20 protein-coding genes are annotated in these 24,310 nt (G+C 64.6%); 11 read left to right on the forward strand and 9 right to left on the reverse strand.

Going from position 1 to position 24,310, the window contains the following annotated elements; translation table 11 throughout:
• Positions 1 to 146: 146 nt before the first annotated feature.
• From ACZO3G_RS01535 to ACZO3G_RS01545, 3 genes are all read right to left on the reverse strand, one after another.
• The gene (locus tag ACZO3G_RS01535; protein ID WP_276872472.1) at positions 147 to 1,466 is read right to left on the reverse strand and encodes a replication-associated recombination protein A; all 1,320 of its coding nucleotides are present in this window, start codon (positions 1,464 to 1,466) and stop codon (positions 147 to 149) included.
• A 130-nt stretch (positions 1,467 to 1,596) separates the two neighbouring features.
• Positions 1,597 to 2,994: a uracil-xanthine permease family protein gene (locus ACZO3G_RS01540; protein WP_276872473.1), complete on the reverse strand. Its 1,398-nt coding sequence runs from the start codon at positions 2,992 to 2,994 to the stop codon at positions 1,597 to 1,599.
• 128 nt (positions 2,995 to 3,122) lie between these two features.
• A complete protein-coding gene (locus ACZO3G_RS01545) occupies positions 3,123 to 4,358 on the reverse strand; it encodes an amidohydrolase family protein (protein WP_101551328.1) in 1,236 nt (411 codons plus the stop codon).
• Between the two features lie 353 nt (positions 4,359 to 4,711).
• Here ACZO3G_RS01545 and ACZO3G_RS01550 point away from each other — a divergent pair, with 353 nt between their 5' ends.
• A complete protein-coding gene (locus ACZO3G_RS01550) occupies positions 4,712 to 6,685 on the forward strand; it encodes a LacI family DNA-binding transcriptional regulator (RefSeq protein ID WP_486846718.1) in 1,974 nt (657 codons plus the stop codon).
• 113 nt (positions 6,686 to 6,798) lie between these two features.
• Here ACZO3G_RS01550 and ACZO3G_RS01555 read toward each other — a convergent pair whose 3' ends face one another.
• From ACZO3G_RS01555 to ACZO3G_RS01570, 4 genes are all read right to left on the reverse strand, one after another.
• The gene (locus ACZO3G_RS01555; RefSeq protein WP_276872475.1) at positions 6,799 to 8,088 is read right to left on the reverse strand and encodes a nickel pincer cofactor-dependent isomerase, group 22; all 1,290 of its coding nucleotides are present in this window, start codon (positions 8,086 to 8,088) and stop codon (positions 6,799 to 6,801) included.
• Positions 8,089 to 8,147: 59 nt separating this feature from the next.
• On the reverse strand, positions 8,148 to 8,876 hold the full coding sequence (locus ACZO3G_RS01560; RefSeq protein ID WP_101551321.1) for a FadR/GntR family transcriptional regulator: 729 nt from the start codon (positions 8,874 to 8,876) through the stop codon (positions 8,148 to 8,150).
• A gap of 121 nt (positions 8,877 to 8,997) precedes the next feature.
• Positions 8,998 to 10,083 carry an iron-containing alcohol dehydrogenase family protein gene (locus ACZO3G_RS01565; RefSeq protein WP_276872476.1) on the reverse strand — a complete coding sequence of 362 codons (1,086 nt, stop codon included), beginning with the start codon at positions 10,081 to 10,083 and terminating at the stop codon, positions 8,998 to 9,000.
• A gap of 15 nt (positions 10,084 to 10,098) precedes the next feature.
• The gene (locus tag ACZO3G_RS01570) at positions 10,099 to 10,857 is read right to left on the reverse strand and encodes an amidohydrolase family protein (RefSeq protein WP_101551316.1); all 759 of its coding nucleotides are present in this window, start codon (positions 10,855 to 10,857) and stop codon (positions 10,099 to 10,101) included.
• A 268-nt stretch (positions 10,858 to 11,125) separates the two neighbouring features.
• Here ACZO3G_RS01570 and dapA point away from each other — a divergent pair, with 268 nt between their 5' ends.
• The 10 genes from dapA (at position 11,126) to ACZO3G_RS01620 (ending at position 21,372) form a co-directional block, all read left to right on the forward strand.
• Entirely contained in the window at positions 11,126 to 12,055 is a 930-nt protein-coding gene (gene dapA, locus ACZO3G_RS01575) for a 4-hydroxy-tetrahydrodipicolinate synthase (RefSeq protein WP_121585957.1), read from the forward strand.
• A 67-nt stretch (positions 12,056 to 12,122) separates the two neighbouring features.
• Positions 12,123 to 13,340 carry an ABC transporter substrate-binding protein gene (locus ACZO3G_RS01580; protein ID WP_276870423.1) on the forward strand — a complete coding sequence of 406 codons (1,218 nt, stop codon included), beginning with the start codon at positions 12,123 to 12,125 and terminating at the stop codon, positions 13,338 to 13,340.
• Positions 13,341 to 13,483: 143 nt separating this feature from the next.
• Positions 13,484 to 14,356: a branched-chain amino acid ABC transporter permease gene (locus tag ACZO3G_RS01585; protein ID WP_101551311.1), complete on the forward strand. Its 873-nt coding sequence runs from the start codon at positions 13,484 to 13,486 to the stop codon at positions 14,354 to 14,356.
• 12 nt (positions 14,357 to 14,368) lie between these two features.
• Positions 14,369 to 15,343, forward strand: coding sequence for a branched-chain amino acid ABC transporter permease (locus ACZO3G_RS01590; RefSeq protein ID WP_101551308.1), 975 nt, complete (start codon positions 14,369 to 14,371; stop codon positions 15,341 to 15,343).
• Positions 15,343 to 16,140 carry an ABC transporter ATP-binding protein gene (locus ACZO3G_RS01595; RefSeq protein ID WP_101553237.1) on the forward strand — a complete coding sequence of 266 codons (798 nt, stop codon included), beginning with the start codon at positions 15,343 to 15,345 and terminating at the stop codon, positions 16,138 to 16,140. Before ACZO3G_RS01590 ends, ACZO3G_RS01595 begins: the two co-directional genes overlap by 1 nt.
• Positions 16,141 to 16,150: 10 nt before the next feature.
• Positions 16,151 to 16,861: an ABC transporter ATP-binding protein gene (locus tag ACZO3G_RS01600; RefSeq protein ID WP_101553236.1), complete on the forward strand. Its 711-nt coding sequence runs from the start codon at positions 16,151 to 16,153 to the stop codon at positions 16,859 to 16,861.
• A gap of 268 nt (positions 16,862 to 17,129) precedes the next feature.
• The gene (locus ACZO3G_RS01605; protein WP_101551306.1) at positions 17,130 to 17,888 is read left to right on the forward strand and encodes a fumarylacetoacetate hydrolase family protein; all 759 of its coding nucleotides are present in this window, start codon (positions 17,130 to 17,132) and stop codon (positions 17,886 to 17,888) included.
• Between the two features lie 83 nt (positions 17,889 to 17,971).
• Complete coding sequence (locus tag ACZO3G_RS01610; RefSeq protein ID WP_101551304.1) at positions 17,972 to 18,760, forward strand: electron transfer flavoprotein subunit beta/FixA family protein; 789 nt, start codon at positions 17,972 to 17,974, stop codon at positions 18,758 to 18,760.
• Positions 18,761 to 18,772: 12 nt separating this feature from the next.
• A complete protein-coding gene (locus ACZO3G_RS01615; protein ID WP_276870404.1) occupies positions 18,773 to 19,972 on the forward strand; it encodes an electron transfer flavoprotein subunit alpha/FixB family protein in 1,200 nt (399 codons plus the stop codon).
• Entirely contained in the window at positions 19,969 to 21,372 is a 1,404-nt protein-coding gene (locus ACZO3G_RS01620; RefSeq protein WP_276870403.1) for an FAD-binding oxidoreductase, read from the forward strand. Before ACZO3G_RS01615 ends, ACZO3G_RS01620 begins: the two co-directional genes overlap by 4 nt.
• 60 nt (positions 21,373 to 21,432) lie before the next feature.
• Here ACZO3G_RS01620 and ACZO3G_RS01625 read toward each other — a convergent pair whose 3' ends face one another.
• A complete protein-coding gene (locus tag ACZO3G_RS01625) occupies positions 21,433 to 22,122 on the reverse strand; it encodes an anaerobic ribonucleoside-triphosphate reductase activating protein (protein WP_276870401.1) in 690 nt (229 codons plus the stop codon).
• Positions 22,119 to 24,215 (reverse strand): ribonucleoside triphosphate reductase, encoded by a 2,097-nt coding sequence (locus ACZO3G_RS01630; protein WP_256152198.1) that lies wholly within the window; start codon positions 24,213 to 24,215, stop codon positions 22,119 to 22,121. Before ACZO3G_RS01630 ends, ACZO3G_RS01625 begins: the two co-directional genes overlap by 4 nt.
• Positions 24,216 to 24,310: the final 95 nt, after the last annotated feature.

A 24,310-nucleotide genomic window follows, 5' to 3' on the forward strand; every position in this document is an offset into this window, starting at 1 on the left:
TCCCTCCGGTGCGCTCTCAACGGTGGAAACGGAAGGCGCGGCGAGCTTGCCGGGCAGGAGCGCGCGGGGAAGGGCCGCCGACCCGCCGCCCGGAGCGCCTGACAGGAAAAAGCGGCCGCCAAAGGCGGCCGCTTTTGTGGATCTGGTCAGGTGTTTTCCCGGCACCACGCGGCGATCTGGGCCATGCGTTCCCGGACGCGGGCCTCGGAGCTCTGCGCGGTCGGGCGGTAGTAGCTGCGCCCGGCGAGGGAGTCGGGCAGGCACTGCATGTTGGTGAGCTTGTCCTCGCTGTCGTGCGCGTACTGGTAGCCCTCGCCGTAGTGGAGCTCCTTCATGAGGCGGGTGGGGGCGTTGCGGATCTGAAGGGGCACCGGCTCGGCCAGCATCTTCTGCGCGTCCTTTTTGGCGCTCTCATACGCCAGGTAGAGGGCGTTGGATTTGGGCGCGAGGGAGAGGTAGACGACCGCGTGGGTGAGGTTGACGCTGCATTCCGGCATGCCGATGAAATGGCTTGCCTGGTAGGCGGCCACGGCGATCTCGAGGGCGCGGCTGTCCGCCATGCCGACGTCCTCCGACGCGAAGCGGATGAGCCGCCGCGCGACATAGAGCGGGTCCTCGCCCGCCTCGAGCATCCGCGAAAGCCAATAGACGGCGGCGTCGGGGTCGCTGTTGCGCATCGACTTGTGCAGCGCGGAAATAATGTTGTAGTGCTCCTCGCCGTTTTTGTCGTAGAGCAGGGACTTCTTGCTGATGCACTGCTCGACCGTCCCGCTCGTCACCGTGACCTTCCCGTCCCGCCGCTCGCCGTTGAGTACGACCATTTCGAGGGTGCTCAGCGCGACCCGCGCGTCCCCGTTGGCGAAGGCGGCGACCATCCGCAGCAGCTCGTCGGGGAAGTCGACCTCCTGCCCGCCGAAGCCGCGCGGGTCGGAGAGGGCGCGGCGCAGGAGGGAAAAGAGGTCCTCCTCCGAAAGCGCCTGGAGGACAAAGACCTTGCAGCGGGAGAGCAGCGCCGAGTTGACCTCGAAGGAGGGATTCTCGGTGGTCGCCCCGATGAGCACGATGCTCCCGCGCTCGACGAAGGGCAGGAAGGCGTCCTGCTGGGCCTTGTTGAAGCGGTGGATCTCATCGACGAAAAGGATCGTCCGGTCGCCCATCCGCCGCCCGGTTTCGGCGCGCGCCATGACCTCCTTGATCTCCTTGATGCCGCTGGTCACGGCGGAAAAATCGATGAATTCCGCCTGGGTCCTGTGTGCGATGATCCGCGCGAGGGTGGTTTTGCCCACGCCGGGCGGTCCCCAGAAGATCATCGAGGAGACCCGGTCGCTCTCGATGAGCTGGCGCAGGACCTTGCCCTCGCCGAGCAGGTGCCGCTGACCCGCGAATTCCTCGAGGGTTTCGGGGCGCAGGCGGCTGGCCAGAGGGGCCTCGGGCTCCCGGCTTTCAAAGAGGGACTGCTGACGCATACGATCACCGCCTTTTCCTTAGTATAGCCCTTTCGCGCCGGTTTGAAAAGAGGTTACGAAAAGCCCCGCCCGTTTCCGGGCGGGGCTTTTCGCTGTCTGTGTGAGAAGGTAGAGTAGGAGTTTGTCGTAATTACGCGCCCTGCGCGGGGGTCCCGGTGGCTTTGCGCTCCTTGAGGAGCATGTTCAGGACGATGTTGAGCAGGACGCCGGAAACCACCGCGATGAAGACGTTGTTGTTGACGAACATCTTCAGGAACGGATGGAAGGAGGCGGCCCACTCGGCGCCGGTGGTGGAGAAGAAGACGGGCATCATGACGCCCAGTCCGATCGTGGTGCCGGCGATGAGGTTGCCGCGGACGTCGCGGGTCTCGGAGATGACGACGTCGATGCCGGAGAACATGATCATGCTCGCGGAGATGAGGAAGACGGCGCCGACGATCGGGCGCGGGATGCAGGCGAGCAGCATGGCGAGCTTCGGCGACAGGCCGTAAAGCAGGAACATGACGGCGGCGACGCGGGTGACGCGACGGGAAGCCACGCCGGTGGCGGCGAGGATGCCGATGTTCTGGGTGTAGCTGGTGACGGGCAGCGCGCCGAGCAGGCCGCTGCACATGCAGCCGAGGCCTTCCGCGAAGATGCCCTTATTGATGTGCTTGACGCGGTAGACCTGGTCGCAGACGGCGCAGGTCGCGGCGTAGTCGCCGATCGACTCGAACATCGAGCCGATGTAGCCGGTGAAGCCGGCGAGGATGGCGGCGAAGGTAAACACGACGGGAGAACCGGCCGCGCTGGGAATGCCCTCAAAGTTGCGGAAGGGGAAGATGGTCGGCAGAGCGAACCAATCCTCCGCAAAGACCTTGCCCCAGTCGAAGATCCCGACGATCGACGAGATGACGACGCCGATGACGAGGACCGAGATGAGGACGAAGCCCTGGGAGAGCAGGCCCTTGCCCCTGAACTTGAGGAAGAGGGCGAAGAGGAAGGCGACCGCCGCCAGAATCAGGAAGATCGGCTCGTGGGAGGAGAAGATCCAGCCCGCGGCGATCTTGCACGCGACGAAACCGATGGTCGCGACGACCGAGCCGGTGACGACGGGCGGGATGAATTTACGCAGTCTGCCAAGCACGCGGGAGAAGCCGATGACGGCCTCGAGCGCGCCGCCGACGAGGACCGCGCCCCACATTGCGGGGAAGCCGTAGGTGGCGGTGACGCCGCCCATGGCGGTCAAAACGGAGGAGGACGGCCCCTGGACGATCGGCAGGCGGTTGCCGATGGTGGTCTGGATCAGGGTGCCGATGCCCATTGCGAGGAAGCAGGTCTTGATCATGACCGGCACAACGGTGTCGGGCAGGCCCGCGAGGGAAACGAACATGCCGGCCCAGATGAAGGGGGTAAAGTCGACGAGGGTGATCTGCCAGGCGAAGAAGAGGGTCTGCCACCAGCTCTTGGGGTTCTCCTCCACGCCAATGGATACCTTGACGGTACTGTCGGGCTGTGTCTCAAAAATGGGTTGTTCCGGATTGTACATAAGCCGACTTCCTTTCCTGAAATTAGAGAAAGGGCGCCGCGAAAAAACGTTTTCATTCCCGCGGCGCCTTTGCCTCTGCTGTCTTACTAGGCGAAGCGGATGGGTTTGTCAAACCTTTTTCCGGAGTCTCAGAGCAGCGCCGCCTTGCGCTCAAAGGAGGCGATGACCTTTCCGTGACGCAGGATATAGGGGCGGGACGCACGGGTGCGCAGCGCCTCCTGGATATTGTCCGCGTCGAGGATGTTGAGGTCCGCGTCGTTGCCGACCTCGATCCCGTACTTGGCGTCGGGGTCGAAGATGCGCATCGAGTTGGTGGTCAGCATGTCGAAAATGGTCTTCGCGGTGCCGGGGGTGTTGTACTGCGCGGTATAAGCGCCCACCAGACCGTAGTCGAGCGGATCGCCGGTGCCATAGAGGTGGAAACCGTCGCAGATCGTGTCCTGCGCGGTGGCGACGTTGATTCCCATCTCTACCATCTCACGGATTCTGGTGACGCCGCGGGTGCGGGGCTCGGCGTCGATGCCCATGATCGCAAGCACCTGGGTGTTGGTGCAGATGTTCATTCCGGCCTCTTTGATGAGCTTCATAACCTTGATCGCGTGAGACTGGTTCTGGTAGGTGATCGAGGTGCAGTGGCCGCCGGTGACGCGGGGGCCCCAGCCCTTCTGGAGGGTGAGCCAGGCGGTGTATTCCAGGGAACGGTCGAACATGTCCTTCGACTGGTCGATGTGCATGTCGATGGGGACGTTGTACTTTTCGGCGATCTCAAAGACGAGGTCGACGTGTTTGCGGGCGAGCTCGGGGAGCCACTCGGCAGCGGGCATGCCGCCGGCGATGTCGCAGCCCATCTCCATGGCTTCCCACATGAGCTTCTCGGTGCCCTCGTTGGCGTAGATGCCCTCCTGCGGGAAGGCGATGACCTGGAGGTCGCAGATGTCCTTGGTCGCTTCCTTCGCGGCGAGGACGCCCTCGAGGCCGACGAGGTTGGCCATGTTGTCGATGTCGACGTTGGTGCGCAGCTTGGTGGTGCCGAACATGACGCACTCGCGGATCGCGCGCTCGGCGCGGGCCTTGACTTCCTCAACGGTGTAATGCCGCTTGAAGTCGTGCATGATATGGATGGAGTCCTCCAGCGTTTCGACCGAGCTCTCACGGCCCTGAAGCGCCGTGTAGGCCTTGTCGAAATGCATGTGCGTGTTGACGAACGTGGGGGCGGCGAGCATGCCGCGGGCGTCGATCACTTCGCAGTTCTCGATCCCTTCGGCGCGGATTTCCGGTTTGATCTCGAGATACTTTCCGTCGTCTCCGATCAGGATATCGGACATTCCACGCCCCACAATGTTCGCATTGCGGATGAGCAGCATAGGGGTTCCTCCTCAAATCGATTTTTCAGCGGTCTCAGGGCCGCTTTTCTACTTCATCATAGCAAGATGACGGGGTGCTGTCAAATGATTTTCTGTGAAAATTGCACTTAAAATTTGTAAAATTAAGCCGATTTTTAATAAATGCGTACACATGTTTGCGTAAACAAGAAAACAAAATCGAAAAAATCTACCAGTTTCGTGGTGAATTTGTAAAAGTTCGACGGGTCCGCGCGGTCAAAACGGCGAAATTTCGGCCGGGGGGCGTTTCGGCACAACTCCCAAATTGACAATGCGCGCGTGAGAGATTATGCTAAAAGTATGATTTGTGTAGTTTTCACGAAGGAGGCGGCTGTATGGTAACGATCCGTGAGGTCGCGCGGGAAAGCGGCGTTTCCGCGGCGACGGTTTCACACGTGCTCAACGGGACCCGGCGTGTGGAGCCGGAGACCGCGGCGCGGGTGCGCGCGGCGATTGAAAAGCTCGGATACCGCCCGCTGCGGGAATACGACCGCTACGGCCTGCGGGGAATCCGGCTGGCCGGCTTTTTCGCCCACGGCACGGGGATGTGCGCCTGCGCGGACTTCTTCGGCCTGCTGGAGCAGCGGCTGGCGGAGCATAAGATCCAGCTGGTGCTCATCGCGGCGCCGGAGACGATCCCGGACGGGGAGCTCCGCGCGCTCCAGCGGTTCCACCGGCTGAGCTTCTGCGTCGTGCACACCTCGGTGCGGGTCCCGCCGGCCAGGCGGGAGGCGCCGCCCTATGAGGTGCCGACCGTCTTCCTCAGCAGCGCGCCGCCCCCGGCGGGCAATTCCTGCGCCGTTTCCTTCGATTACCGGCAGGCGGTGCGGATGGCGCTTTCCCACCTGATCAGCCGGGGACACCGGGAGATCACCATCTTTACGAGCATCCACAACATCGACGTCACCGAGGAGATCCGCGCGGGCGCGCGGGCCCTCTTTGCCGACCGGGGGCTGGAGTACTGGCCCTCCCGCTTTTTGAACATCGCGCGGGCCGTGGAGGAGGGGAACGAGGCCGTCCAGGCGGTGGTGGACGCGCATTTCGCGCGCCATCCGGGCCTGACGGCGGTGGCCGCCGCCGGGACGTGGGCGACGGTGCACGCCGCCGCGAGCCTGCGCAGGCACGGGCTGGATTATCCGCGGGACGTCTCGCTCGTGGCGATGGGCGGGCTCTACGCGATGGAGGAGAGCCGTCCCGACCTGACGCGGGTGGATCTCGGCGCGCCCCAGCTGGCCGACGCGGTCGTCCGGGCGCTGCTCAATGAGCGGATGGACCAGAGCCGCACGCTGCTGCTCCCCTCCTTCCTGCCGGGCGGCAGCACCCGGTCGCTCGCACGCGCGCCGTCGGGCGGACCGGCGGCGCGCCCCGAGCTGCTCGAGCTTTCGGAGGACGAGCTCGGGCGCATCCGCTCCCGCCGCTTTACCGCCTGCATCGCGCTTGACGGCGCGGGCACGATGTTCTCGGAGCTCGTGCTGCAGGGGGTGCGGGAATCGCTGGCCAGCCTCGACATGACGCTGCTCGAGGTGGCGGAGGCGAAGGGGAGCGTCGGCATGCGGGACATGCAGCTCCAGGAGCTCGCGCGGCTCGCCCCCGACGCGATCATCAGCTTTTCCAACGACCAGACGGCGCTGCGCGACCGGTTCCTCGCGCTTTCGGCCGAGCGTACCAAGCTGATCCTCGGCGTGGACGTGCCGCCCGACCTGCCGGAATACGCCTACGCCACCTGTGTGGCGACCAACGAGACCGAGAAGGAGCGGCTGGCCGGCAGGCTGCTTGCCTCCGAAATGATCCGGCGGGGAAAGCGCAAGATCGGCTTCGTCTGCAACGCGGACATCAACTTCACCGCGCGCCAGCGGGACATGTCCGCGATCGGCACGGTGACGGAGGACTTCCCCCAGTTGGACATCGTCTTCCGCAAGGACTTCATCCGGGAGCAGAACGCGTTGTCGGTGGTGCGGGACGCGCTGGAGGCCCACCCCGAGACGGAGGGGCTTTACATCTTCAGCGCGGACGCGACCCTCACGGCGCAGAAATATCTGCAGTCGATCGGCCGTGAGGATATCCTGCTCGTCACCACCCAGATCAACGACGAGATCGCGCGCCTCTTCCTCATGAACCAGAACGTCATCGGCATCGTCTCGTCTCAGGCGTACGAGATGGGCCGCTACCTGGGGCTCGCCGCCGCGAGCAGCCTGCTCGGCAAGCACCTGCCCTCCTATGTCGTCGTGGAGCCGGTGCTGATCACGGCCGGCAACCTCGAAAAATCGTGGGTGCGCACGGCGCGCCGCCGCCCGCCCACGAAGAAATAGAAAACACCCGGGCCCCCGGCCGACGCCGGGGGCCCGGGTGTTTTATGCGGCTGTGGGAAAAACTCCAAAAACAAGGAAAGCGCCGGGAGAAATCCCCGGCGCTTTCGTGCGTTCTAGAGCTGTTCGGCAAGAGGGAAGGCGAGCGTCCCGAGCGCCCCTTCGCCGTCGAAGGGGAGGGGCCGGGGCGGACCCGCCGCCGTGAGGGCGGGGTTCTCCCGCGCTTCGGCGAGCAGCGCCTCCGACGCCCACAGCGTTTCGATGTGCGCCGTGTCCTCGATGAGCACTGCGCGGAACGGCCCGGCGGCGCCGCAGGTGTGCAGACAGGCGAGCAGGGCGGAGCGGTCGTCGGGCATCACGCAGGGCATCCGCATGCCCGCCGGGTCGCGGCAGGTCAGCCCGTTCACGTAGATCGGCGTGAAGTCGATCTTGCCCCGCAGCCGCTCGGTGATGAAGTCGGCGTTGCCCATGCCCGCCGCGTTGCCCGCCGAATGGGCGGTCAGATCGAGCACCGCGAGGCGCGCGGCGTGCGGCGGGCCGACGCCGAGCTGCACCGAGCGCCCGGTGACGTTCGGGTCCATGCCCGCGCCGCTCAGTTCCTTGCCCATCCGGCGCACAAAGAGCGCGTCGAGCGGGTCGAAGGGGATGCGCGGCATGAGAGCTTTGGCCTGTTCAAGCAGTTCGGGCTCCCGCAGGGGAATCCGCTCCGCGGGGATCGCCTCCACGACGCGCAGCCGGTGGCAGGCGTTCTCCACGAGCGCCACCCCGAAGGCGACGCGCGCGTTTTGCAGGATGACCCGTCCGCATTCCCAGATGTTTTCCGCCATATGGGAGAAGCCCGCGCTGTGGCAGAGGTCCGCGCCGTACCGCTTGCCGAGCCCGACGACGAGCATCTTCATGACGCCGCTTTCCACCCGGCCGCGAAAGTCGGTGTGGGGCTTCACGCGGCCGACCGGCACGATCCAGTCGGCTTCGGCCGCGAGCCGGTCGATGCGCACGGGGACGCCGTCCGCCCGGCGGCCGACCTCCACCGTGTCCATGCAGGAGCGCACCGGCGCGCCAACCGTCTCTTCGGTGACGCCGTAGCGGGCGAGCAGCGCGCGCTGCCCCTCCGCAGTCGCGCCCCCGTGGCTGCCCATCGCGGGCACGAGGAAGGGGAGGGCTCCGCGCGACCGCACCGCTTCGGCCAGGGCGCGCAGAATCTCAGGGAGCCGGTCGATCTGCCGGCTGCCCGCCGTGAGGGCCACCGTGTCCCCCGGGCGAAGGCGTTCGAGCACGCCCGCCTCGCAAAGGGTGCAGCGCACCGCCTCCCCGGCGTCGGGGACCTCCGCGCGGTCAAACCGCTGGCACAGGGGGAAAAAGCGGGGGAGCGCGGTCCCCCGCAGGATCTCGCCGTAGACGTCCATGCCGTTCCTCCGTTCCGGTAAAAAAATCCCCGCCGCGGCCGCGGCGGGGACGGGTTCGTTCAGGATTCCTTTTCCTGCACGATCGCTTCCATGTCCTCGAGGGAGTTTTCGATGTGCTCGGTCATCAGCGCGACGCCCGCCTCGACGTCGCGCTTTTCAAACGCGCCGATCAGGGCCTCGTGGGTGGTGATCGCATGGTCGGCGTTGTCGGGCAGCAGGTAGGTCTGCACACGGTAATCCACGATGCACTCCGCGATGATCTTCTCCATCCGGATGAGCAGCTCGTTGCCGCTCGCCTCGGCGATCTTGTGGTGGAGCTCCTCGTCGTAGAAGGCCATCTTGACATAGTTGCGCGCCTTGGCGCTCTGCATGAAGAGGTCGTGGATCACCCGCAGCTGTTCGAGCTGCCGGTCGCTGATCCGCTGGATGGCAAGCCGCGTGGTCATCGTCTCGATGCCCATGCGCACCTCCATGATGCTCGTCAGACGCTGGCCGTGCTCCTTAAACCAGCAGGCCACACAGCTGTCGTCGGTGCGCTCGCTGGGGACCCCTTTGAAATAGGCGCCCTTGCCGCGCTTGACGTCGATCATGTCGATGGCCTGCATCATCCGGTAGGCCTCACGCGCGGTCGAACGCCCCACGCCGTACATCTCGCAGATTTCCTTTTCCGTGGGCATCTTGTCGCCCACGGCGACGTTTTGTTCAACGATGTAGTCCTTCAGGTTGTTGATCACCTGATCGACGATCGAAATCCGTTCGATCGGTTTCATCGTTCCCACCACCTTCATCGCGCTCGCCGCCTCCCGCCGTCCGTTCCTGTCCTATCATCCGACAACCGGGAGGGGGTTTATCCGCCTCCATTATAACACCCGCATTCCCTTTCATCAAGCCTCGGCAGGGAAATTGTGGCTATTTCATGACGCGCGCGAACTCCTTGCGGATCTGCCGCTGGAGCCCGGGCTCATCGATGCCCACGTTGGTGAAGATAAAGTCGAGGACCGCTTCGAGGGTTTCTCCGGTCGGTTCGATGCCCAGGTCGGAGATGCAGGTCGGGGTGCCGAGCTCCTTCAGGAAGCGGATGTTCTTTTCGATGTATTCCTCCGAGTAGCCGTTGACCGCGAGCTGTACCGGGATGCCCGCCGAGACGATCTCGCCGTGCAGGAGCCTGGCGCGCTGGGGCTTATAGAGCTTGCTCACCGCGTCGTAGAGGCCGTGCGCGATCGCGAGCTGCTTGCTGCCGCTTGAAAGCTGGGAGGTGAGCCCGGTCAGCGCGAGGTTGGTGAAGAGGATGTCGTCGACGACCGGGGTGAGGCGCTTGGCCGCCACGTCGCGCACGCTTTCGGCCGCGTCGGCAAAGTACTTCTCGGTGTTCGACTTGGCCACCTGGAGCGCCGAGACGGGCATGATCGTGATGTCCCAGCCCTTGACGAAGCGGATGCTGAAGTCGATCTCGGGGTATTTGGCCATCGCGTCCGCGATGCCCGCCGCGAGCATCCGCGAGGGGGAGCGGCGGGAGAGCAGTTCGGTGTCGACCAGCACGGCGCCCACCGGCTGGCTGCAGTATTCGTTGCAGTCGGGCGTTCCGGTGTCGTCATATTTGATGCAGACGGTCGCGTAGCAGGCGCAGGTCGCCGCCGTCGTCGGCACTGTGACGACCCGCACGCCCAGCCGGTCGGCCGCGAGCTTGGAGGCGTCCATGCATTTGCCGCCGCCCACGCCGATGACCAGTTTCGCGCCGTATGTACGCGCGTCGGCGACGATCGAACCGACCGTCGTCTCGCTGCAGAAGCCGGAGAAGGGGTGGACCTTGTACTCCACGCCGGATTCCCGCAGGCCCTTTTCCACGTCGGGTCCCGCGATCTCCCACGCGGTGCGCCCCGCGACGACGAGCGCCCGGTCGGCGAAGAGCTTCGCCTCGCGGCCCGCCAGCGCCGCCGCGCCCGGGGTCTGGATGTATCTGCCGGCGCCGAGGATGATCTGGGCTCCGTCTCTCATTGAAACCAACTCCTTTTATTGTTTGCCGTCCGGGCTGAGCCCGAACACCTGAATGGCCGTTTTGGAAAAGATCTGTTCGAGCGCCGCCCCGCTTTTGACGGCGCGGCGGTATTTGAGCAGCTCCCCGGCGGCCTGGACCGGCACGTCGGTGGAGAACATCAGCTTGTCGGGGGGCAGCTCCGCGAGAAAGCCCTCGATCCCCTCGATGCCGACGCCGCTCGGTTCGAGCCAGACGTGGTCGAACGCCTTCGCGAGCTGCATGGCCTGCACGGTGAAGAAATCGGAGCCCGCGTGGGCGATCACCGTTTTGACGCCGGGGAAGTCGCGCACGAGGGGGTAGAGGCGGGCGGGGTCCGCAAAGGGGATTCCCATGCCGGTGTGCACCATGACCGGAATGCCGAGGGAGCGGGCCGTCTCGTAGACGGTGCGCGCGTCGCGGCTCATGAGGTCGACCGCGTGGCCGTTGGGGGTCAGCTTGACGCCGACGAACCCGAGCTCCCGCACACAGCGGCGGACCTCCTCATAGTAGTCCTCCGGCGTGTAGTGGGGGCTGAGGGAGGCCATGCCCCAGAAGCGCCCCGGATGGGCGAGGCAGAGGCGGCGGATGCGGTCGTGGGCTTCGCGGGCATCGGCCAGGTAGGGGCGGGTGATGCAGGGCTGGACGATGCCGCCGTCGATGCCGTTCTCCGAGAAGGTGCGCAACAGGAGCTCTTCGGTCACTTCAAAGTCGTAGACGCAGTCGCGTCCGAGATGGCAGTGGGCGTCGAGTATCATAGGCGTCCTCCGTTGTAATTGGTTGGATATAAGGTTGTCTGATATCTGCACTCATTATAGCAACGCGCAAATGGCGTGTCAAGGGGGTAAAATGTATTCTATCGACAAAAAATATCCACTAATTTTAATGATTTACGACAAATCTTCCGAATGGTGATTGACATGCCTTTGCAGCATGAATATAATGGAGGCAAGATGTCAGATAACATTATAACCCGATAAGCAATGCGGGGCGCTGATGTCAAACAGAATTTAGGAGGAACGCAGCATGACGAGAAAAGAGTTTTCCGAGAAATACGGGCAGATTCTCCTGCCCCTGGTGACCCCCTTCGACGAGAAGGAAGAGATCGACTACAAGGTCTATGAGGATCTGATCGAATACCTCATTAAAAACGACCTGTGCGACTCCCTCATCGTCACCGGCACCACCGGCGAGGCGAGCCTCTGCACCTTCGACGAGCGCGTCAAGCTCATGGAGACCGCCGTCCGCGTCAGCGCCGGCCGCAAACCCGTGATCGCCGGCACCGGCTGCGCCTCCACCAAGGAGACCGTCGCCCTCACCAAAAAGGCCGAGGAGCTCGGCATCGACCTGTGCATGGTCGTCTGCCCCTTCTACAACAAACCCACCCAGCCGGGCGTTTACAACCACTATAAGACGATTGCCGAGAGCGTCGGCGTCAACATCCTGCTCTACAACATCCCCATCTTCGTCGGCATCAACATCGACGCCCCCACCGTCCATGAGCTCGCCAAGATCCCCAACATCATCGGCATTAAGGACGAGGCGGGCATCAATCCGACCCAGGTCACCGACTACTTCCTCGCCACCGAGGACGTCAACCCCGAGTTCGTCATCTTCAACGGCGACGACATCATGCTGCTGCCCACCATCGTGCAGGGCGCCATGGGCATCGTCTCGGGCGGCGCGCACATCTTCGGACACGAGATCCGCGCGATCATGCAGGCGTTCGCCGCCGGCGAAAACGAGAAGGCCAAGGAGCTCTTCGTCCCGCTCTACCGCTTCTGCAAGAGCTGCGGACAGAACGGCCGCATCCTGCCCAACTCGATCATGCGCCCGGCCATCGAGCTCGTGACCGGCATCAAGGTCGGCCCCGCCAGAAGCCCGCTCGCCCCCATCACCGACGAGGAGAAAGCGGTCCTCGTGGACGTGCTGAAAAAGGTCGGCAAGCTCTCCTGATCCGATGTGATTTTGGCCCCGCGGAGGCGGGGCTGTGGAAAGAGAACAAGTAACGGGAGGAAAGAAAATGAAAAAGCATCTTGCAATCCTACTGGCAGTGATGATGGTGGCGGCCATGCTGGGCGCCTGCGGCGACACCGCGGCGGCCCCCGCCGCCCCGAGCCAGGACGCGGCCCCCGCCGCCTCCGCCGAGCCCGCCCCCGAGGGCGACGCCGCTCCAGCCACCGACGGCGAAATCCTCATCGGCCTGAGCTGCGCGCTCACCGGAAACTTCCCGCTGGCAGGCCAGCGCACCCGCGAGGGCGTCGACCTGGCGCTCGAGGAGATCAACGCGGGCGGCGGCGTGCTGGGCAAGAAGCTCGTCTATACGATCGAGGACGACCAGAACACCCAGACCACCGCGGTCAACGTCGTCACCAAAATCCTCACCCAGGACGTCGCGGCGGTCATCGGCCCGCACACGAGCGGCAACGCCATGGCGACCAACGAGCTCTATAAGAACGCGCAGGTGGCCTTCCTGACCGGCGGCACGAGCCCCAAGCTCGAGGAGGCCGGCAACCCGTACATGTTCCGCTGCCGTCCCGCTGACACGATCAACGGACAGGTTGCCGCCAAGTTCGCGATCGAGAAGCTCGGCGCCACCAAGATCGGCATCTCCTTCAACAACAACGACTTCGGCACCGGCGGCCGCGACGTCATCATCGCCTACCTGGAAGAGGCGGGCGTGCCCTACGTCGCCGTCGGCCACAACGCGGGCGACAAGGACCTCACCGGCCAGATCATGCAGCTCAAGAGCGAGAACGTCGACTGCATCATCTCCTGGACCGACGACGCGGAGGTCGCCCTGACCGCCCGCCAGCTCTATGAGCTGGGCGTCGAAGTCCCGGTCATCGCCTCCGCCGGCGTCGTCATGGACCAGGTGCTCAACCTGCTCGAACCCGAATATGTCGAGGGCTGGTACTCGGTCACCGACTTCGTCTCCACGAGCAACGACCAGATCACCGCGGACTTTACCAAGAAGTTCACCGATAAGTACGGCTACGCCCCCGAGCTCTATGCCGCGACCTACTACAGCGCGACCTACGTGCTCGCCGACGCGATCGAGCGCGCCGGTTCCGACGACCCGCAGGCGGTCCGCGACGCGCTCGCGGCCACCGAAGGCCTCACCCTCCCCGAGGGCAGCTACAAGTGCGACGACAAGGGCAACCTGCTCCACGGCTGCGTCATCGCGCAGATCCTCGACAAGGTGCCCACGATGGTCGAGTACGTCGACCTCAACAGCTGATCGGACCATGTGAACCTCTCCCACGCGCCGGGGGCGCTGCGCGGGGCCGCCAGGCGGCGGCCCCGCGGCCCCCTTCTCCATGCAGAATACGGCTGTTTTGCGCGCGCCGCTGACAAAACAGCAACGAATACAGGGGTGAAAGAATGACAGCCGAAATCATCGTCCAATTGATCGTCAGCGGGTTGGCCCTCGGATTTATCTACGCGCTCGTCTCAATCGAGTACACCATCATCTTCAACGCGACCGGCCTGCTCAACTTCAGCCACGACAAGCTCATCATGCTCGGCGCCTACGTCTTTGCCGGACAGTTCGTCGTCCGCATGGGCGCCGCGCCCGCGGTCGCCGTCATCGCCACCGTCGCCACCATGTTCCTCTTCGGCGTGCTCGTGGCAACCGGCATCTTCAATCCCTTGCGCAACATGGCGTCCCCCGTCTTCGCCGTCATCGGCACCGTCATCCTCGGGCGCATCCTCACCGAGTCCGCCCGCGTGATCTGGGGCGCCACCCCCTTCACCGTCCCCGGCTTCCTCAAGGGGATCGTCAAGGTCGGGAACATCGTCATCCCCAAGGCGAACATCGCCATCATCCTCGTCTCCGCGATCATCGTCACCGCCCTGCAGGTCTTCTTCAAGACCACCAAGATGGGCAAGGCGATGCGCTGCGTCCAGCAGAACAAGACGGCCGCGACCCTCATGGGCATCAACGTGACCGCCAACATCAACCTGACAATTGCGCTCAGCGCGGTGATCTGCTCCGCCATCGGCATCATGGTCATCCCGCTCTTCACCATAGACCTCACGATCGCCAACATGATCGGCCTCAAGGGCTTCGCGGCCGGCGTCATCGGCGGCTTCGGATACCTGCCCGGCGCGATCGCCGGCGGCATCTTCATCGGCATCCTCGAGAACCTCAGCACGCTGATCATCCCGACGCTCTATAAGGACTGCGTGGCCTTCGTGCTGCTGATCGTCTTCCTGCTCGTGAAACCGTCCGGCCTGCTCGGACACAGACGCTAGGAGGGGCCGGATATGAAAATCGTAAAACGTGTTTTATTGGCCGTGCTCCTGGCGGTGCTCATCGTCTTCCCGATGAGCTACGACAACGCCTATGTACATATCCTGCTCAGCCAGACGCTCGTCAACATCGTCATCGTCATGGGCCTCAACTTCATCACCGGCCTCACCGGGCAGATGAACCTCGGCACCGCCGGCATCATGGCGCTGGGCGCCTACATCGCCGCGCTGACCAGCACCCGCCTGGGCACCTCGCCCTGGATCGGCTTTCTCCTCGCGATCGTCATGGGCGTCGCAATCGGCTGGGTGCTCGGCTATCCGAGCCTGCGCCTCAAGGGGGTCTACCTCTCGCTGACCACCATCGGCTTCAGCGAGATCGTCCGCCTCGTGCTCACCAACTGGGTCGAGCTCACCGGCGGCACGATGGGCGTGCAGGGCGTCCCGCACATCAACCTCTTCGGCTATGTGCTCGACACCTCCCGCAAGGTCTACTACCTCTATCTCGTCGTCGTCATTCTGCTCGCCTTCACCGCGTGGCGCATCGTCCATTCCAAGTGGGGCCGCGTGTTCAAGGCGATCCGCGACAACGTTGAGGCGGTCGAGGCGTGCGGCATCGACATCGCCAAGCTCAAAATTCAGGCGTTCACCCTCGCGACCGTCTTCGGCTGCCTCGGCGGCGCGATGTACGCCTATCTGATGGGGTACATCAACCCCACCACCTTCACCACCGACCTGTCCGCCAACTATCTCATCATGATGATGCTCGGCGGCATCGGTTCGGTCGTCGGCAACATCCTGGGCGCCACGATGATCACCCTGCTGCCCGAGATGCTGCGCTTTTTGGGAACCAACTACTGGCTCTATTTCAGTATCATCGCCCTGCTCTTCGCGATCTTCCTGCCCAACGGGCTCGTCTCCCTCTTCACGAAGGAGAACCGGCTGGGGATGTTCTGGATGGCCAAAAAAGAAAAGACCGGAGGGCGCAGATGATGGAACCTGTCTTGAAGCTGGAACATGTCACCAAACGGTTTTCCGGGCTGGTCGCCGTCAACGACCTGTCGCTGGAAATGCCCAAAAACTGCATCCATTCCCTGATCGGTCCCAACGGCTCCGGAAAGACCACCACCGTCAACATGATCACCGGCGTGCTGCCGGTGAGCGACGGGACGATCTTCTACGGCGATACCCAGATCAGCGGCAAGCCGGTCTTCCAGATCGCCCGGCTCGGCATCGGGCGCACCTTCCAGAACCTCAAGCTCTTCAGCTCGATGAGCGTGCTCGAAAACCTCATGATCGGCGCGCACCAGATGACCAGGATCGGGCTCATCCAGTTTCTGGTCGACCTGCGCGGCGAAAAACGGGAGGAGAAGCTGCTCATCGAACGCGCCGAGGAGGTCCTGGAGGAGATCGGTATGGCCGACCTGCGGCATGAGAAGGTCAAGAACCTCGCCTACGGCAAGCAGAAAATGACCGAGCTCGGGCGCGCGCTCATGATGAAGCCCGACCTGCTCATCCTCGACGAGCCGGCCGCGGGGCTCAACCCCTCCGAACGCCGCGAGTTCGTCGATATCCTGCTCAAGACCCACGAGAAGGGGATCGACCTCTTCCTCATCGAGCACAACATGGACGTCGTCATGAACATCAGCACCAAGATCACCGTGCTCAACTTCGGCGCGAAGATCGCCGAGGGCAACCCCTATGAGATCCAGAACAACGACGAGGTGATCCGCGCTTATCTCGGCGACAAGTATAAGCCGGTGGACCTCCCGCCGGCGGTGGAGGGTTAGGCTTATGGCTATGCTGAAGGTAAACGGGATCAACGTCTTCTACGGCAACGTGCAGGCCCTCTTCGACGTGTCCATCGAGGTGGGGGACAACGAGATTGTCTCGATCATCGGCGCCAACGGCGCCGGCAAGACCACCCTGATGAAGACGATCATGGGCATCAACCGCCCCGCCAAGGGGGATATCACCTATAACGGCGAAATCATCAGCAACCTCAAGGCGCACCTCGTCGTCGGGCGCGGCATCGTCTACATCCCCGAGGGCCGCGAGGTCTTCCCGCAGATGAGCGTGCTCGAAAACCTCGAGATGGGCGCCTTCTGCAAGAAGTACTCCAAGGCCGAGCTCGACCGCCACGTCGAGGAGGTCTACGAGCTCTTCCCGCGCCTCAAGGAGCGCGCCAGGCAGCTCGCGGGGACCCTCTCGGGCGGCGAGCAGCAGATGCTCGCGATCGGCCGCGGCATGATGAGCGACCCCAGGCTGCTCATGTTCGACGAGCCGAGTCTCGGGCTCGCGCCCGTCATCGTCGACGAGATGTTCGACGCGATCGTCAAGATCAACCGCACCCGCAAGACCCCGGTGGTCATCGTCGAGCAGAACGCGTTCATGGCGATGTCCATCTCCGACCGCACCTACGTGCTCGAGGTCGGGCACATCGTGGGCAGCGGCCCGAGCCAGGAACTGCTGAACAGCCCCGACATCAAAAAGGCATACCTCGGCGGCTGACGGAAGAGAGAAGCTGGCCGCGGCGGGGCCCGCGCGGGCGCGCGGGCCGGCCGCCGGGCCGTTTCCCAACGGCGGCCGGCGGGAAACCGCGGGATTTTCCCGCTGCAAATCGGGATTTTCACACTTTGCGCGGGACGCGCGGCATGTTAGAATGGTCCGGAGGATGCGTTTCATCCCGCCGGGCTTCCGGCGCGGGAACGGGTTTTGCGCCGGTTGGGCCGCTTTAATGTCTGACAATCTGATGAGTAAGAAGGGAGTCGGGACGACTATGAAACTGGTAAGGGTGCTCCACGAGGGCCGCGCGCGCTACGGAAAGCTCTGCGGCGAACGGGTGGAATGGCTGGACGGCTCGGTCGCGGAGGGGTTCACCCCGGCGGAGGGCGGCGCGCCGCTCTCCGGGGTGAAGCTGCTCGCGCCGGTCGAACCCACCAAGGCGGTCTGCGTGGGACTCAACTATATGGACCATATCATCGAATCGAATGAGAAGGTGCCCGAGACGCCGGTCATCTTCATGAAGCCCGCCACCGCGGTCATCGGGCCGGGGGAGGCGATCGTCTATCCGCCGCAGTCCAGGCGGGTCGACTACGAGGGGGAGCTCGCGATCGTCATCGGGAAACGCGCCAAAAACGTCCCGGAGGACGCGGCGGGGGAGTATATCCTCGGCTACACCTGCGCGAACGACGTGACCGCGCGCGACCTCCAGCCCTCCGACGGGCAGTGGACCGTGGCGAAGGGGTTCGACACCTTCCTGCCGCTCGGCCCCTGCGTCGACACCGACGCGGACCCCGCGGACCTGCCCATCCGCACCATCCTCAACGGCAGGGTGGTGCAGGACTCCAACACGAAGCACCTGCTCTTCAAGCCGCGCATGATCGTCAGCTACATCTCGGCGGTCATGACCCTCGAGCCGGGGGACGTCGTCCTGACGGGGACCACCCTCGGCATCGGGCCGATGCGGCCGGGGGACCGGGTCTCGGTGGAGATCGGCGGGATCGGCAGGCTGGACAGCGTCGTGAGCGCGCCGTAAGACACGGAACGCAGAGGCCGCCGGCAGTCCCGACGGCCTCTTTTGCTTGAAAACTCAAATCGGATAAAGGGGAAATAGCGCAGATGAATATTTTCGTGTGCATCAAACAGGTCCCCGGGACCAACAAGGTGGACATCGACCCGGTGACCGGCACCCTCAAGCGGGGCGGGGTGGATTCCAAGATGAACCCCTACGACCTCTACGCGCTCGAGACCGCCCTGCGCCTGCGGGAGCGGTGCGGCGGGAAGGTGTCGGTCGTCAGCATGGGGCCGCCGCAGGCCGAGACGGTCATCCGCGAGGCCTACGCCATGGGCGCGGACGAGGGGGTGCTCCTCTCCGACCGGCGGTTCGGCGGCGCGGACGTGCTCGCCACGAGCTACGCCCTCTCGCAGGGGGTGCGCAGGCTCGGCGAGTTCGACCTGCTCCTCTGCGGCAAGCAGACGACCGACGGCGACACCGCCCAGGTCGGGCCGGAGCTGGCCGAGTGGCTCGGCATCCCGAGCGTCTCCAACGTGCGGAAGATCCTCGAAATCGGGGAGGACGGCGTTTCGGTGGAGATGGATATGCCCGACGACGTCGAACGGGTGAGGGTGCGGTTTCCCTGCCTGCTCACCGTCGACCAGGACATCTTCCAGCCGCGCCTGCCCTCCTACGTCAAAAAGACGGAGAGCGCCGGGCGGCCGGTGGAGATTCTCACGCTCGACGAGATGGAGGACCGCGAGGAAACCCACTACGGCCTGAACGGCTCGCCCACCCAGGTGCAGCGGATCTTCCCGCCCGCGGTGAACGACCGCCGGGAGCTGTGGAAGGAGGAGGGGGAGGCCCTCTCCGACCGGCTCTACGCGCTGCTGCGCGACAAAAAGTTTGTGTAAGGAGGCCCCGTTATGCCGAGGCTGGTGATTCATCAGGAGAAAATCCCCGACCCCCGCGCGCTGGCGGCGCTCTGCCCCTTCGGCGCGCTCGAGGAGCGGGAGGGGCGCGTTTCGGTCAACGCGGCCTGCAAGATGTGCCGCATCTGCGTCAAGAAGGGCCCCGCGGGCGCGGTCGAATACCTCGAGGACGCGCCCGCCCCCGCCGTCGACAAAGCGGCGTGGCAGGGGGTGGCGGTCTACGTCGACCATGTCGACGGGCGGGTTCATCCCGTCACGCTCGAGCTGATCGGCAAGGCCCGCGAGCTGGCCGCCAAGGCGGACCAGCCGGTCTACGCCCTCTTCATCGGGGAAAACGTTGCCGGTTCCGCGCGGGAGCTGCTCCACTACGGCGTCGACCGGGTGTTCGTCTACGACGCCCCCGCGCTCGCGCGCTTCCGTATCGAGCCCTACGCCAACGTCTTTGAGGACTTCGTCAAGGCGGAGAGGCCCGCCGCCATCCTCGTCGGGGCCACCCCCGTCGGGCGGCAGCTCGCCCCCCGCGTCGCCGCGCGGCTGCACACCGGCCTCACCGCCGACTGCACCGTGCTGGATATGCTCGAAAACACCGACCTCATCCAGATCCGCCCCGCCTTCGGCGGCAACATCATGGCGCAGATCGTCACCCCCAACCACCGCCCGCAGATGGCGACGGTGCGCTACAAGGTGATGGACGCGCCCACGCGGTCGGAGGCCCCGTCGGGCGAAATTACGGAGCGGGCGGTCACGCCGGCCATGCTGGAAAGCGGCGTGACGGTGCTCGGCGTCACCCCCAAGGAGCCGGAACAGTTCATCGAGGGGGTCGACGTGCTCGTCGCGGCGGGCCGCGGCGTCAAAAAGGAGGAGGACCTCGCGCTGCTCGAGGAGCTCGCGGAGCTGCTCGGCGGGCAGCTCGCCTGCACCCGCCCGCTCGCCGAGAGCGGCTGGGTGGAGGCCAAGCGCCAGGTGGGACTCAGCGGGCGCACCGTGCGCCCCCGGCTCATCATCACCTGCGGCGTCTCGGGAGCGGTGCAGTTTGTCGCGGGGATGCAGGGCGCCGACCTCATCGTCGCGATCAATCAGGATGAGAAGGCGCCCATCTTCAAAACCGCCCACTACGGGCTGGTGGGGGACCTCTATGAGATCGTGCCCCGCCTCATCGAACGGATCAAGGCCGCCAAGGGGGTGCTGGTATGAGCTATAAGCAGATGACCGCGGCGGATATCGCCGCCCTGCGGGAGCTGATCGGGGACGACGAGCGCGTCTTTGCGGGGGAGGAAATCCACGAGGACTACAGCCACGACGAGTTGAGCGGAACCGTCCACTATCCCGACGTCGTGCTGCGGGTGCTCTCGGCGGAGGAGGTGTCCGCCGTCATGCGCTACGCCTCCCGTGAGCACATCCCCGTCACCCCGCGCGGCGCGGGCACCGGTCTCGTCGGCGCGGCGGTCGCCGCGGAGGGCGGCATCCTGCTCGACATGAGCCTCATGAACCGCTTCCTCGAGCTCGACGAGGACAATTTGACTCTGACCGTAGAGCCGGGCGTGCTGCTCATGGAGATCTACGCCTATGTCGAGGAGAAGGGCTTTTTCTACCCGCCCGACCCGGGCGAAAAATCCGCCACGATCGGCGGTAACGTCAGCACCAACGCGGGCGGCATGCGCGCCGTCAAGTACGGCGTCACCCGCGACTATGTGCGCGGGTTGGAGGTCGTGCTGCCGAACGGGGAGATCGTCACGTTCGGCGGCAAGGTCGTCAAGAACAGCTCGGGCTATTCGATGAAGGATCTGATCGTCGGCTCGGAGGGGACCCTCGGCGTGGTCACCAAGATCATCCTCAAGCTGCTGCCGCTGCCGAAGCGCACCGTCAGCCTGCTCGTGCCCTTCCCGAGCCTGCGGGACGCGATCAACACCGTGCCCCTCATCGTCCGCTCCAAGGCCGCGCCCACCGCGGTCGAATTTATGGAGCGGGAGGTCATCCTCGACGCCGAGCAGTACCTCGGCAAAAAGTTCCCCGACCACTCGGCCGACGCCTACCTCATCCTCAAGTTCGACGGCCCCTCGCTCGAGCAGATCGAGCGGGACTACGAGGGGGTCGCCAAGCTCTGCCTCGAGCAGGGCGCGCTCGACGTGCTCATCTCCGACACCGAGGAGCGGGACGAGTCGATCTGGAAGGCGCGCGGCGCCTTCCTCGAGGCGATCCGCGGCTCGACCGACGAGATGGACGAGGTCGACGTGGTGGTGCCGCGCGGCAGCATCAACCGGATGGTCGCCTACATCCACGCCCTCCAGTCGGAGCTCGGCGTGCGCATCAAGAGCTTCGGCCACGCGGGGGACGGCAACCTCCACGCCTACATCCTGCGGGACGGCAGGGAGGAGGACGAATGGCAGCGCATCCTGCACCTCGCGATGGAGAAGATCTACGCCGAGGCGAACGTCCTGCGCGGGCAGGTGTCGGGCGAGCACGGCATCGGCTACGCCAAGCGCCCCTACCTGCGCGAGTCGCTCGAGCCGCAGGTGCTCGAGCTCATGCGCGGCGTCAAACGCGCCTTCGACCCCGAAAACATCCTCAATCCGCACAAGGTCTGCGGCCTCTGACAGCCGCGCGAAAAGGCAGCCCCGGAACCAGATGGTTCCGGGGCTGCCGCTGTTTTGGGTTCAGGCGCCGTGAAGCAGGCTGGGCTGCGCGGCGAGCAGCTTCGGCAGCGCCTCCCCGACCGACTGCGGGGTGAGCGCGGGAAGCCGGAGGCGCGTTTCGTCCGCGGGCCGGAAGGCGCCGGGCATGTGGAAGTAGTTGAGCCGCCAGCGGGGCAGGGGCGGGAAGGAGGCGAGCAGTTCCCTGAGCGCCCCGGCATCCAGGCCGGGGTAGAGGGTGGTGCGCGCCTCGAACGCCGCGCCGAGAGAACGGAGGGTATCGATCGTAAGGCGCACGTCGGAAAAGCAGTCCGCGCCGCAGACGGCGGGGCAGTCCGCCGGGAGCGCCTTGACGTCGACTGCGACGTAATCGAGCAGGCCCTCCCTCCAGAGACGTTCGACGAGCGCGGGCCGCCGGCCGTTGGTGTCGAGCTTGACGCGGTAGCCGAGCGGGCGGACGCGGCGGAGGAATTCCTCGAGATCGGGCTGGAGGGTCGGCTCCCCGCCGCTCACGACCACCCCGTCGAGCAGGCCCCGCCGCTTTTCGAGGAAGGAAAAGACGGCGGCTTCGGCGAGCTGGTCGCCGTCCCCGGCGATCAGCTCGCGGTTGTGGCAGTAGAAACAGTCGAGGTCGCAGCCGCGCGTGAAGAGCACGCAGGCGAGCGCGCCGGGGAAGTCGATCGTGCTGCTGCGCTGCATCCCGCCGAAGATCATGCGCTCAGCTCCTCCGGTTTGATGCGGTACTTCTTGCGCTCCTTATACTCCTCGCGCTTGCCGCGGTGGAAGTTCTGGACCGGGCGCAGGTAACCGACCACACGGCTCCACACCTCGGTGTCGTGGCCGCATTCGGGGCAGGAATAGACCTCGCCGTTCAGGTAGCCGTGCTCGGGGCAGACCGAGAAGGTGGGCGTCAGCGAGATGTAAGGGAGCTGGTAGTTGGTGAACGCCTTGCGGATGAGCGATTTGGCGACCTCGACGTCGCTGATCTGCTCGCCGAGATAGAGGTGGAGCACCGTGCCGCCCGTGTACTTGCACTGCAGCTCGTCCTGGAGGTCGAGCGTCTCGAAGATGTCGTCGGTGAAGCCGACCGGCAGCTGGGTCGAGTTGGTGTAGTAGGGGGCGTCCTGCCCGGCGGTGATGATATCGGGATATTTTTTCCTGTCGAGCTGGGCGAGGCTGTAGCTGGTGCCCTCCGCCGGAGTCGCCTCGAGGTTGTAGACGTGGCCCGTCTCCTCCTGGAAGCGGGTGATCGTGTCGCGCATGAAGTCGAGGATGTCAAGGGAGAATTTCTGCCCCTCGGGAGTGGTGATGTCCTTGCCCATGAAGTTGAGGCAGGCCTCGTTCATGCCGATGAGGCCGATCGTGTTGAAGTGGTTGAACCAGTAGCTGCCGGTGCGCTCCTTCACGTTTTCGAGGTAGTGCGCCGAATAGGGGTACATGCCGCGGCGGGTCTGCTCCTCGATCGTCTTGCGCTTGATCTCGAGGCTCTCCTTGGCGATCTCCATCAGGTCGAGCAGGCGGGATTTGAACTCCTCCTCCGTCCTGGAGAGATAGCCGATGCGCGGGAGGTTGACCGTCACGACGCCGATCGAGCCGGTGAGCGGGTTGGAGCCGAAGAGACCGCCGCCGCGCTTTCTGAGCTCGCCCGTGTTGAGCCGCAGGCGGCAGCACATTGAGAGCGCGTCCTCGGGGGAGAGGTCGGAGTTGATGTAGTTGGAGAAGTAGGGGATGCCGTATTTGCAGGTGATCTCCATGAATTTGTTGACCACCGGGCTGTCCCACTCGAAATCCTTGGTGACGTTGATCGTCGGGATGGGGAAGGTGAAGACGCGGCCCTTCTTGTCGCCCTCCATCATGACCTCGCAGAAGGCGAGGTTGAGCATGTCCATCTCCGCCTGGAACTCGCCGTAGGTCGCGTCCATCGGCTGGCCGCCGATGATGACCGCCTGGTCGCGCAGGGTGCGGGGCGGCTTGATATCGAAGGTGAGGTTGGAGAAGGGACACTGGAAGCCCACGCGGGTGGGGACGTTGAGGTTGAAGATGAACTCCTGGAGCGCCTGCTTGACCGTCGCGAAATCGAGGTGGTCGTAGCGGATGAAGGGGGCGCAGTAGGTGTCGAAGGAGGACCACGCCTGCGCGCCCGCCGTCTCGCCCTGGGTGGTGAAGGTCGAGTTGACGATCTGGCCCAAAAAGCTGCGCAGGTGCTTGGCGGGGCTCGATTCGACCTTGCCGGGCACGCCGCCGAAGCCGCCGAGCAGCAGCTGCTTGAGGTCCCAGCCGGCGCAGTAGGGGCCGAAGAACCCGAGGTCGTGCAGGTGCAGGTCGCCCGAGAGGTGGGCGTCGCGGATCTTGTCGGGGTAGATCTCATGCAGCCAGTACTGCTTGGTGAACGTTTCGCGGATGTAGTTGTTCATGCCCGCGATCGATTTCTGGGCGTTGGCGTTTTCCTTGACGCGCCAGTCGCCGTCCCCCATGTACTTGGAGAACATGTCGATCGTCGCGCCGATCAGGGCGTTCGCCTCGCGCGCGCTGCGGCGCTTCTCCCGGTAGAGGATGTACGCCTTGGAGGTCTTGGCGTGGCCGTTTTCGATGAGCACCTTCTCGACGAGGTCCTGCACCTTTTCCACTTCGGCGGTGCCGTCGGGGAACTGCGCGTTTGCGAGGACGACGACCTGTTCGGTCAATTCCTCGGCGCGGCCCCAGTCGCTGCCGCCCACCGCGACGGCCGCCTTATAGATGGCGCGGGTGATTTTCTCCGGCTGAAAGGCGACGACCTCGCCGCTGCGTTTCCGAATCGTATTGATCATTGCGAACCCTTCCTCACTAGATATTGTGTTTTACAAATAGTATTATACGATATCTAGTGTGGCAATACAAGTCCAAACGCAGAAATATTTTCCGG

Source organism: Anaerotruncus sp. (genome assembly GCF_057433415.1).

What these genes read in the sequence shown, in the direction of transcription:
- ACZO3G_RS01555 (WP_276872475.1), bottom strand. Translation starts at nt 8,088, where the DNA reads ATGGACGTCTACGGCGAGATCCTGCGGGGGACCGCGCTCCCCCGCTTT.
- ACZO3G_RS01610 (WP_101551304.1), top strand. Translation starts at nt 17,972, where the DNA reads ATGAATATTTTCGTGTGCATCAAACAGGTCCCCGGGACCAACAAGGTG.
- ACZO3G_RS01620 (WP_276870403.1), top strand. Translation starts at nt 19,969, where the DNA reads ATGAGCTATAAGCAGATGACCGCGGCGGATATCGCCGCCCTGCGGGAG.
- ACZO3G_RS01540 (WP_276872473.1), bottom strand. Translation starts at nt 2,994, where the DNA reads ATGTACAATCCGGAACAACCCATTTTTGAGACACAGCCCGACAGTACC.
- ACZO3G_RS01550 (WP_486846718.1), top strand. Translation starts at nt 4,712, where the DNA reads ATGGTAACGATCCGTGAGGTCGCGCGGGAAAGCGGCGTTTCCGCGGCG.
- ACZO3G_RS01595 (WP_101553237.1), top strand. Translation starts at nt 15,343, where the DNA reads ATGGAACCTGTCTTGAAGCTGGAACATGTCACCAAACGGTTTTCCGGG.
- ACZO3G_RS01545 (WP_101551328.1), bottom strand. Translation starts at nt 4,358, where the DNA reads ATGCTGCTCATCCGCAATGCGAACATTGTGGGGCGTGGAATGTCCGAT.
- dapA (WP_121585957.1), top strand. Translation starts at nt 11,126, where the DNA reads ATGACGAGAAAAGAGTTTTCCGAGAAATACGGGCAGATTCTCCTGCCC.
- ACZO3G_RS01570 (WP_101551316.1), bottom strand. Translation starts at nt 10,857, where the DNA reads ATGATACTCGACGCCCACTGCCATCTCGGACGCGACTGCGTCTACGAC.
- ACZO3G_RS01560 (WP_101551321.1), bottom strand. Translation starts at nt 8,876, where the DNA reads ATGAAGGTGGTGGGAACGATGAAACCGATCGAACGGATTTCGATCGTC.
- ACZO3G_RS01585 (WP_101551311.1), top strand. Translation starts at nt 13,484, where the DNA reads ATGACAGCCGAAATCATCGTCCAATTGATCGTCAGCGGGTTGGCCCTC.
- ACZO3G_RS01605 (WP_101551306.1), top strand. Translation starts at nt 17,130, where the DNA reads ATGAAACTGGTAAGGGTGCTCCACGAGGGCCGCGCGCGCTACGGAAAG.
- ACZO3G_RS01600 (WP_101553236.1), top strand. Translation starts at nt 16,151, where the DNA reads ATGCTGAAGGTAAACGGGATCAACGTCTTCTACGGCAACGTGCAGGCC.
- ACZO3G_RS01625 (WP_276870401.1), bottom strand. Translation starts at nt 22,122, where the DNA reads ATGATCTTCGGCGGGATGCAGCGCAGCAGCACGATCGACTTCCCCGGC.
- ACZO3G_RS01580 (WP_276870423.1), top strand. Translation starts at nt 12,123, where the DNA reads ATGAAAAAGCATCTTGCAATCCTACTGGCAGTGATGATGGTGGCGGCC.
- ACZO3G_RS01615 (WP_276870404.1), top strand. Translation starts at nt 18,773, where the DNA reads ATGCCGAGGCTGGTGATTCATCAGGAGAAAATCCCCGACCCCCGCGCG.
- ACZO3G_RS01565 (WP_276872476.1), bottom strand. Translation starts at nt 10,083, where the DNA reads ATGAGAGACGGAGCCCAGATCATCCTCGGCGCCGGCAGATACATCCAG.
- ACZO3G_RS01590 (WP_101551308.1), top strand. Translation starts at nt 14,369, where the DNA reads ATGAAAATCGTAAAACGTGTTTTATTGGCCGTGCTCCTGGCGGTGCTC.
- ACZO3G_RS01535 (WP_276872472.1), bottom strand. Translation starts at nt 1,466, where the DNA reads ATGCGTCAGCAGTCCCTCTTTGAAAGCCGGGAGCCCGAGGCCCCTCTG.
- ACZO3G_RS01630 (WP_256152198.1), bottom strand. Translation starts at nt 24,215, where the DNA reads ATGATCAATACGATTCGGAAACGCAGCGGCGAGGTCGTCGCCTTTCAG.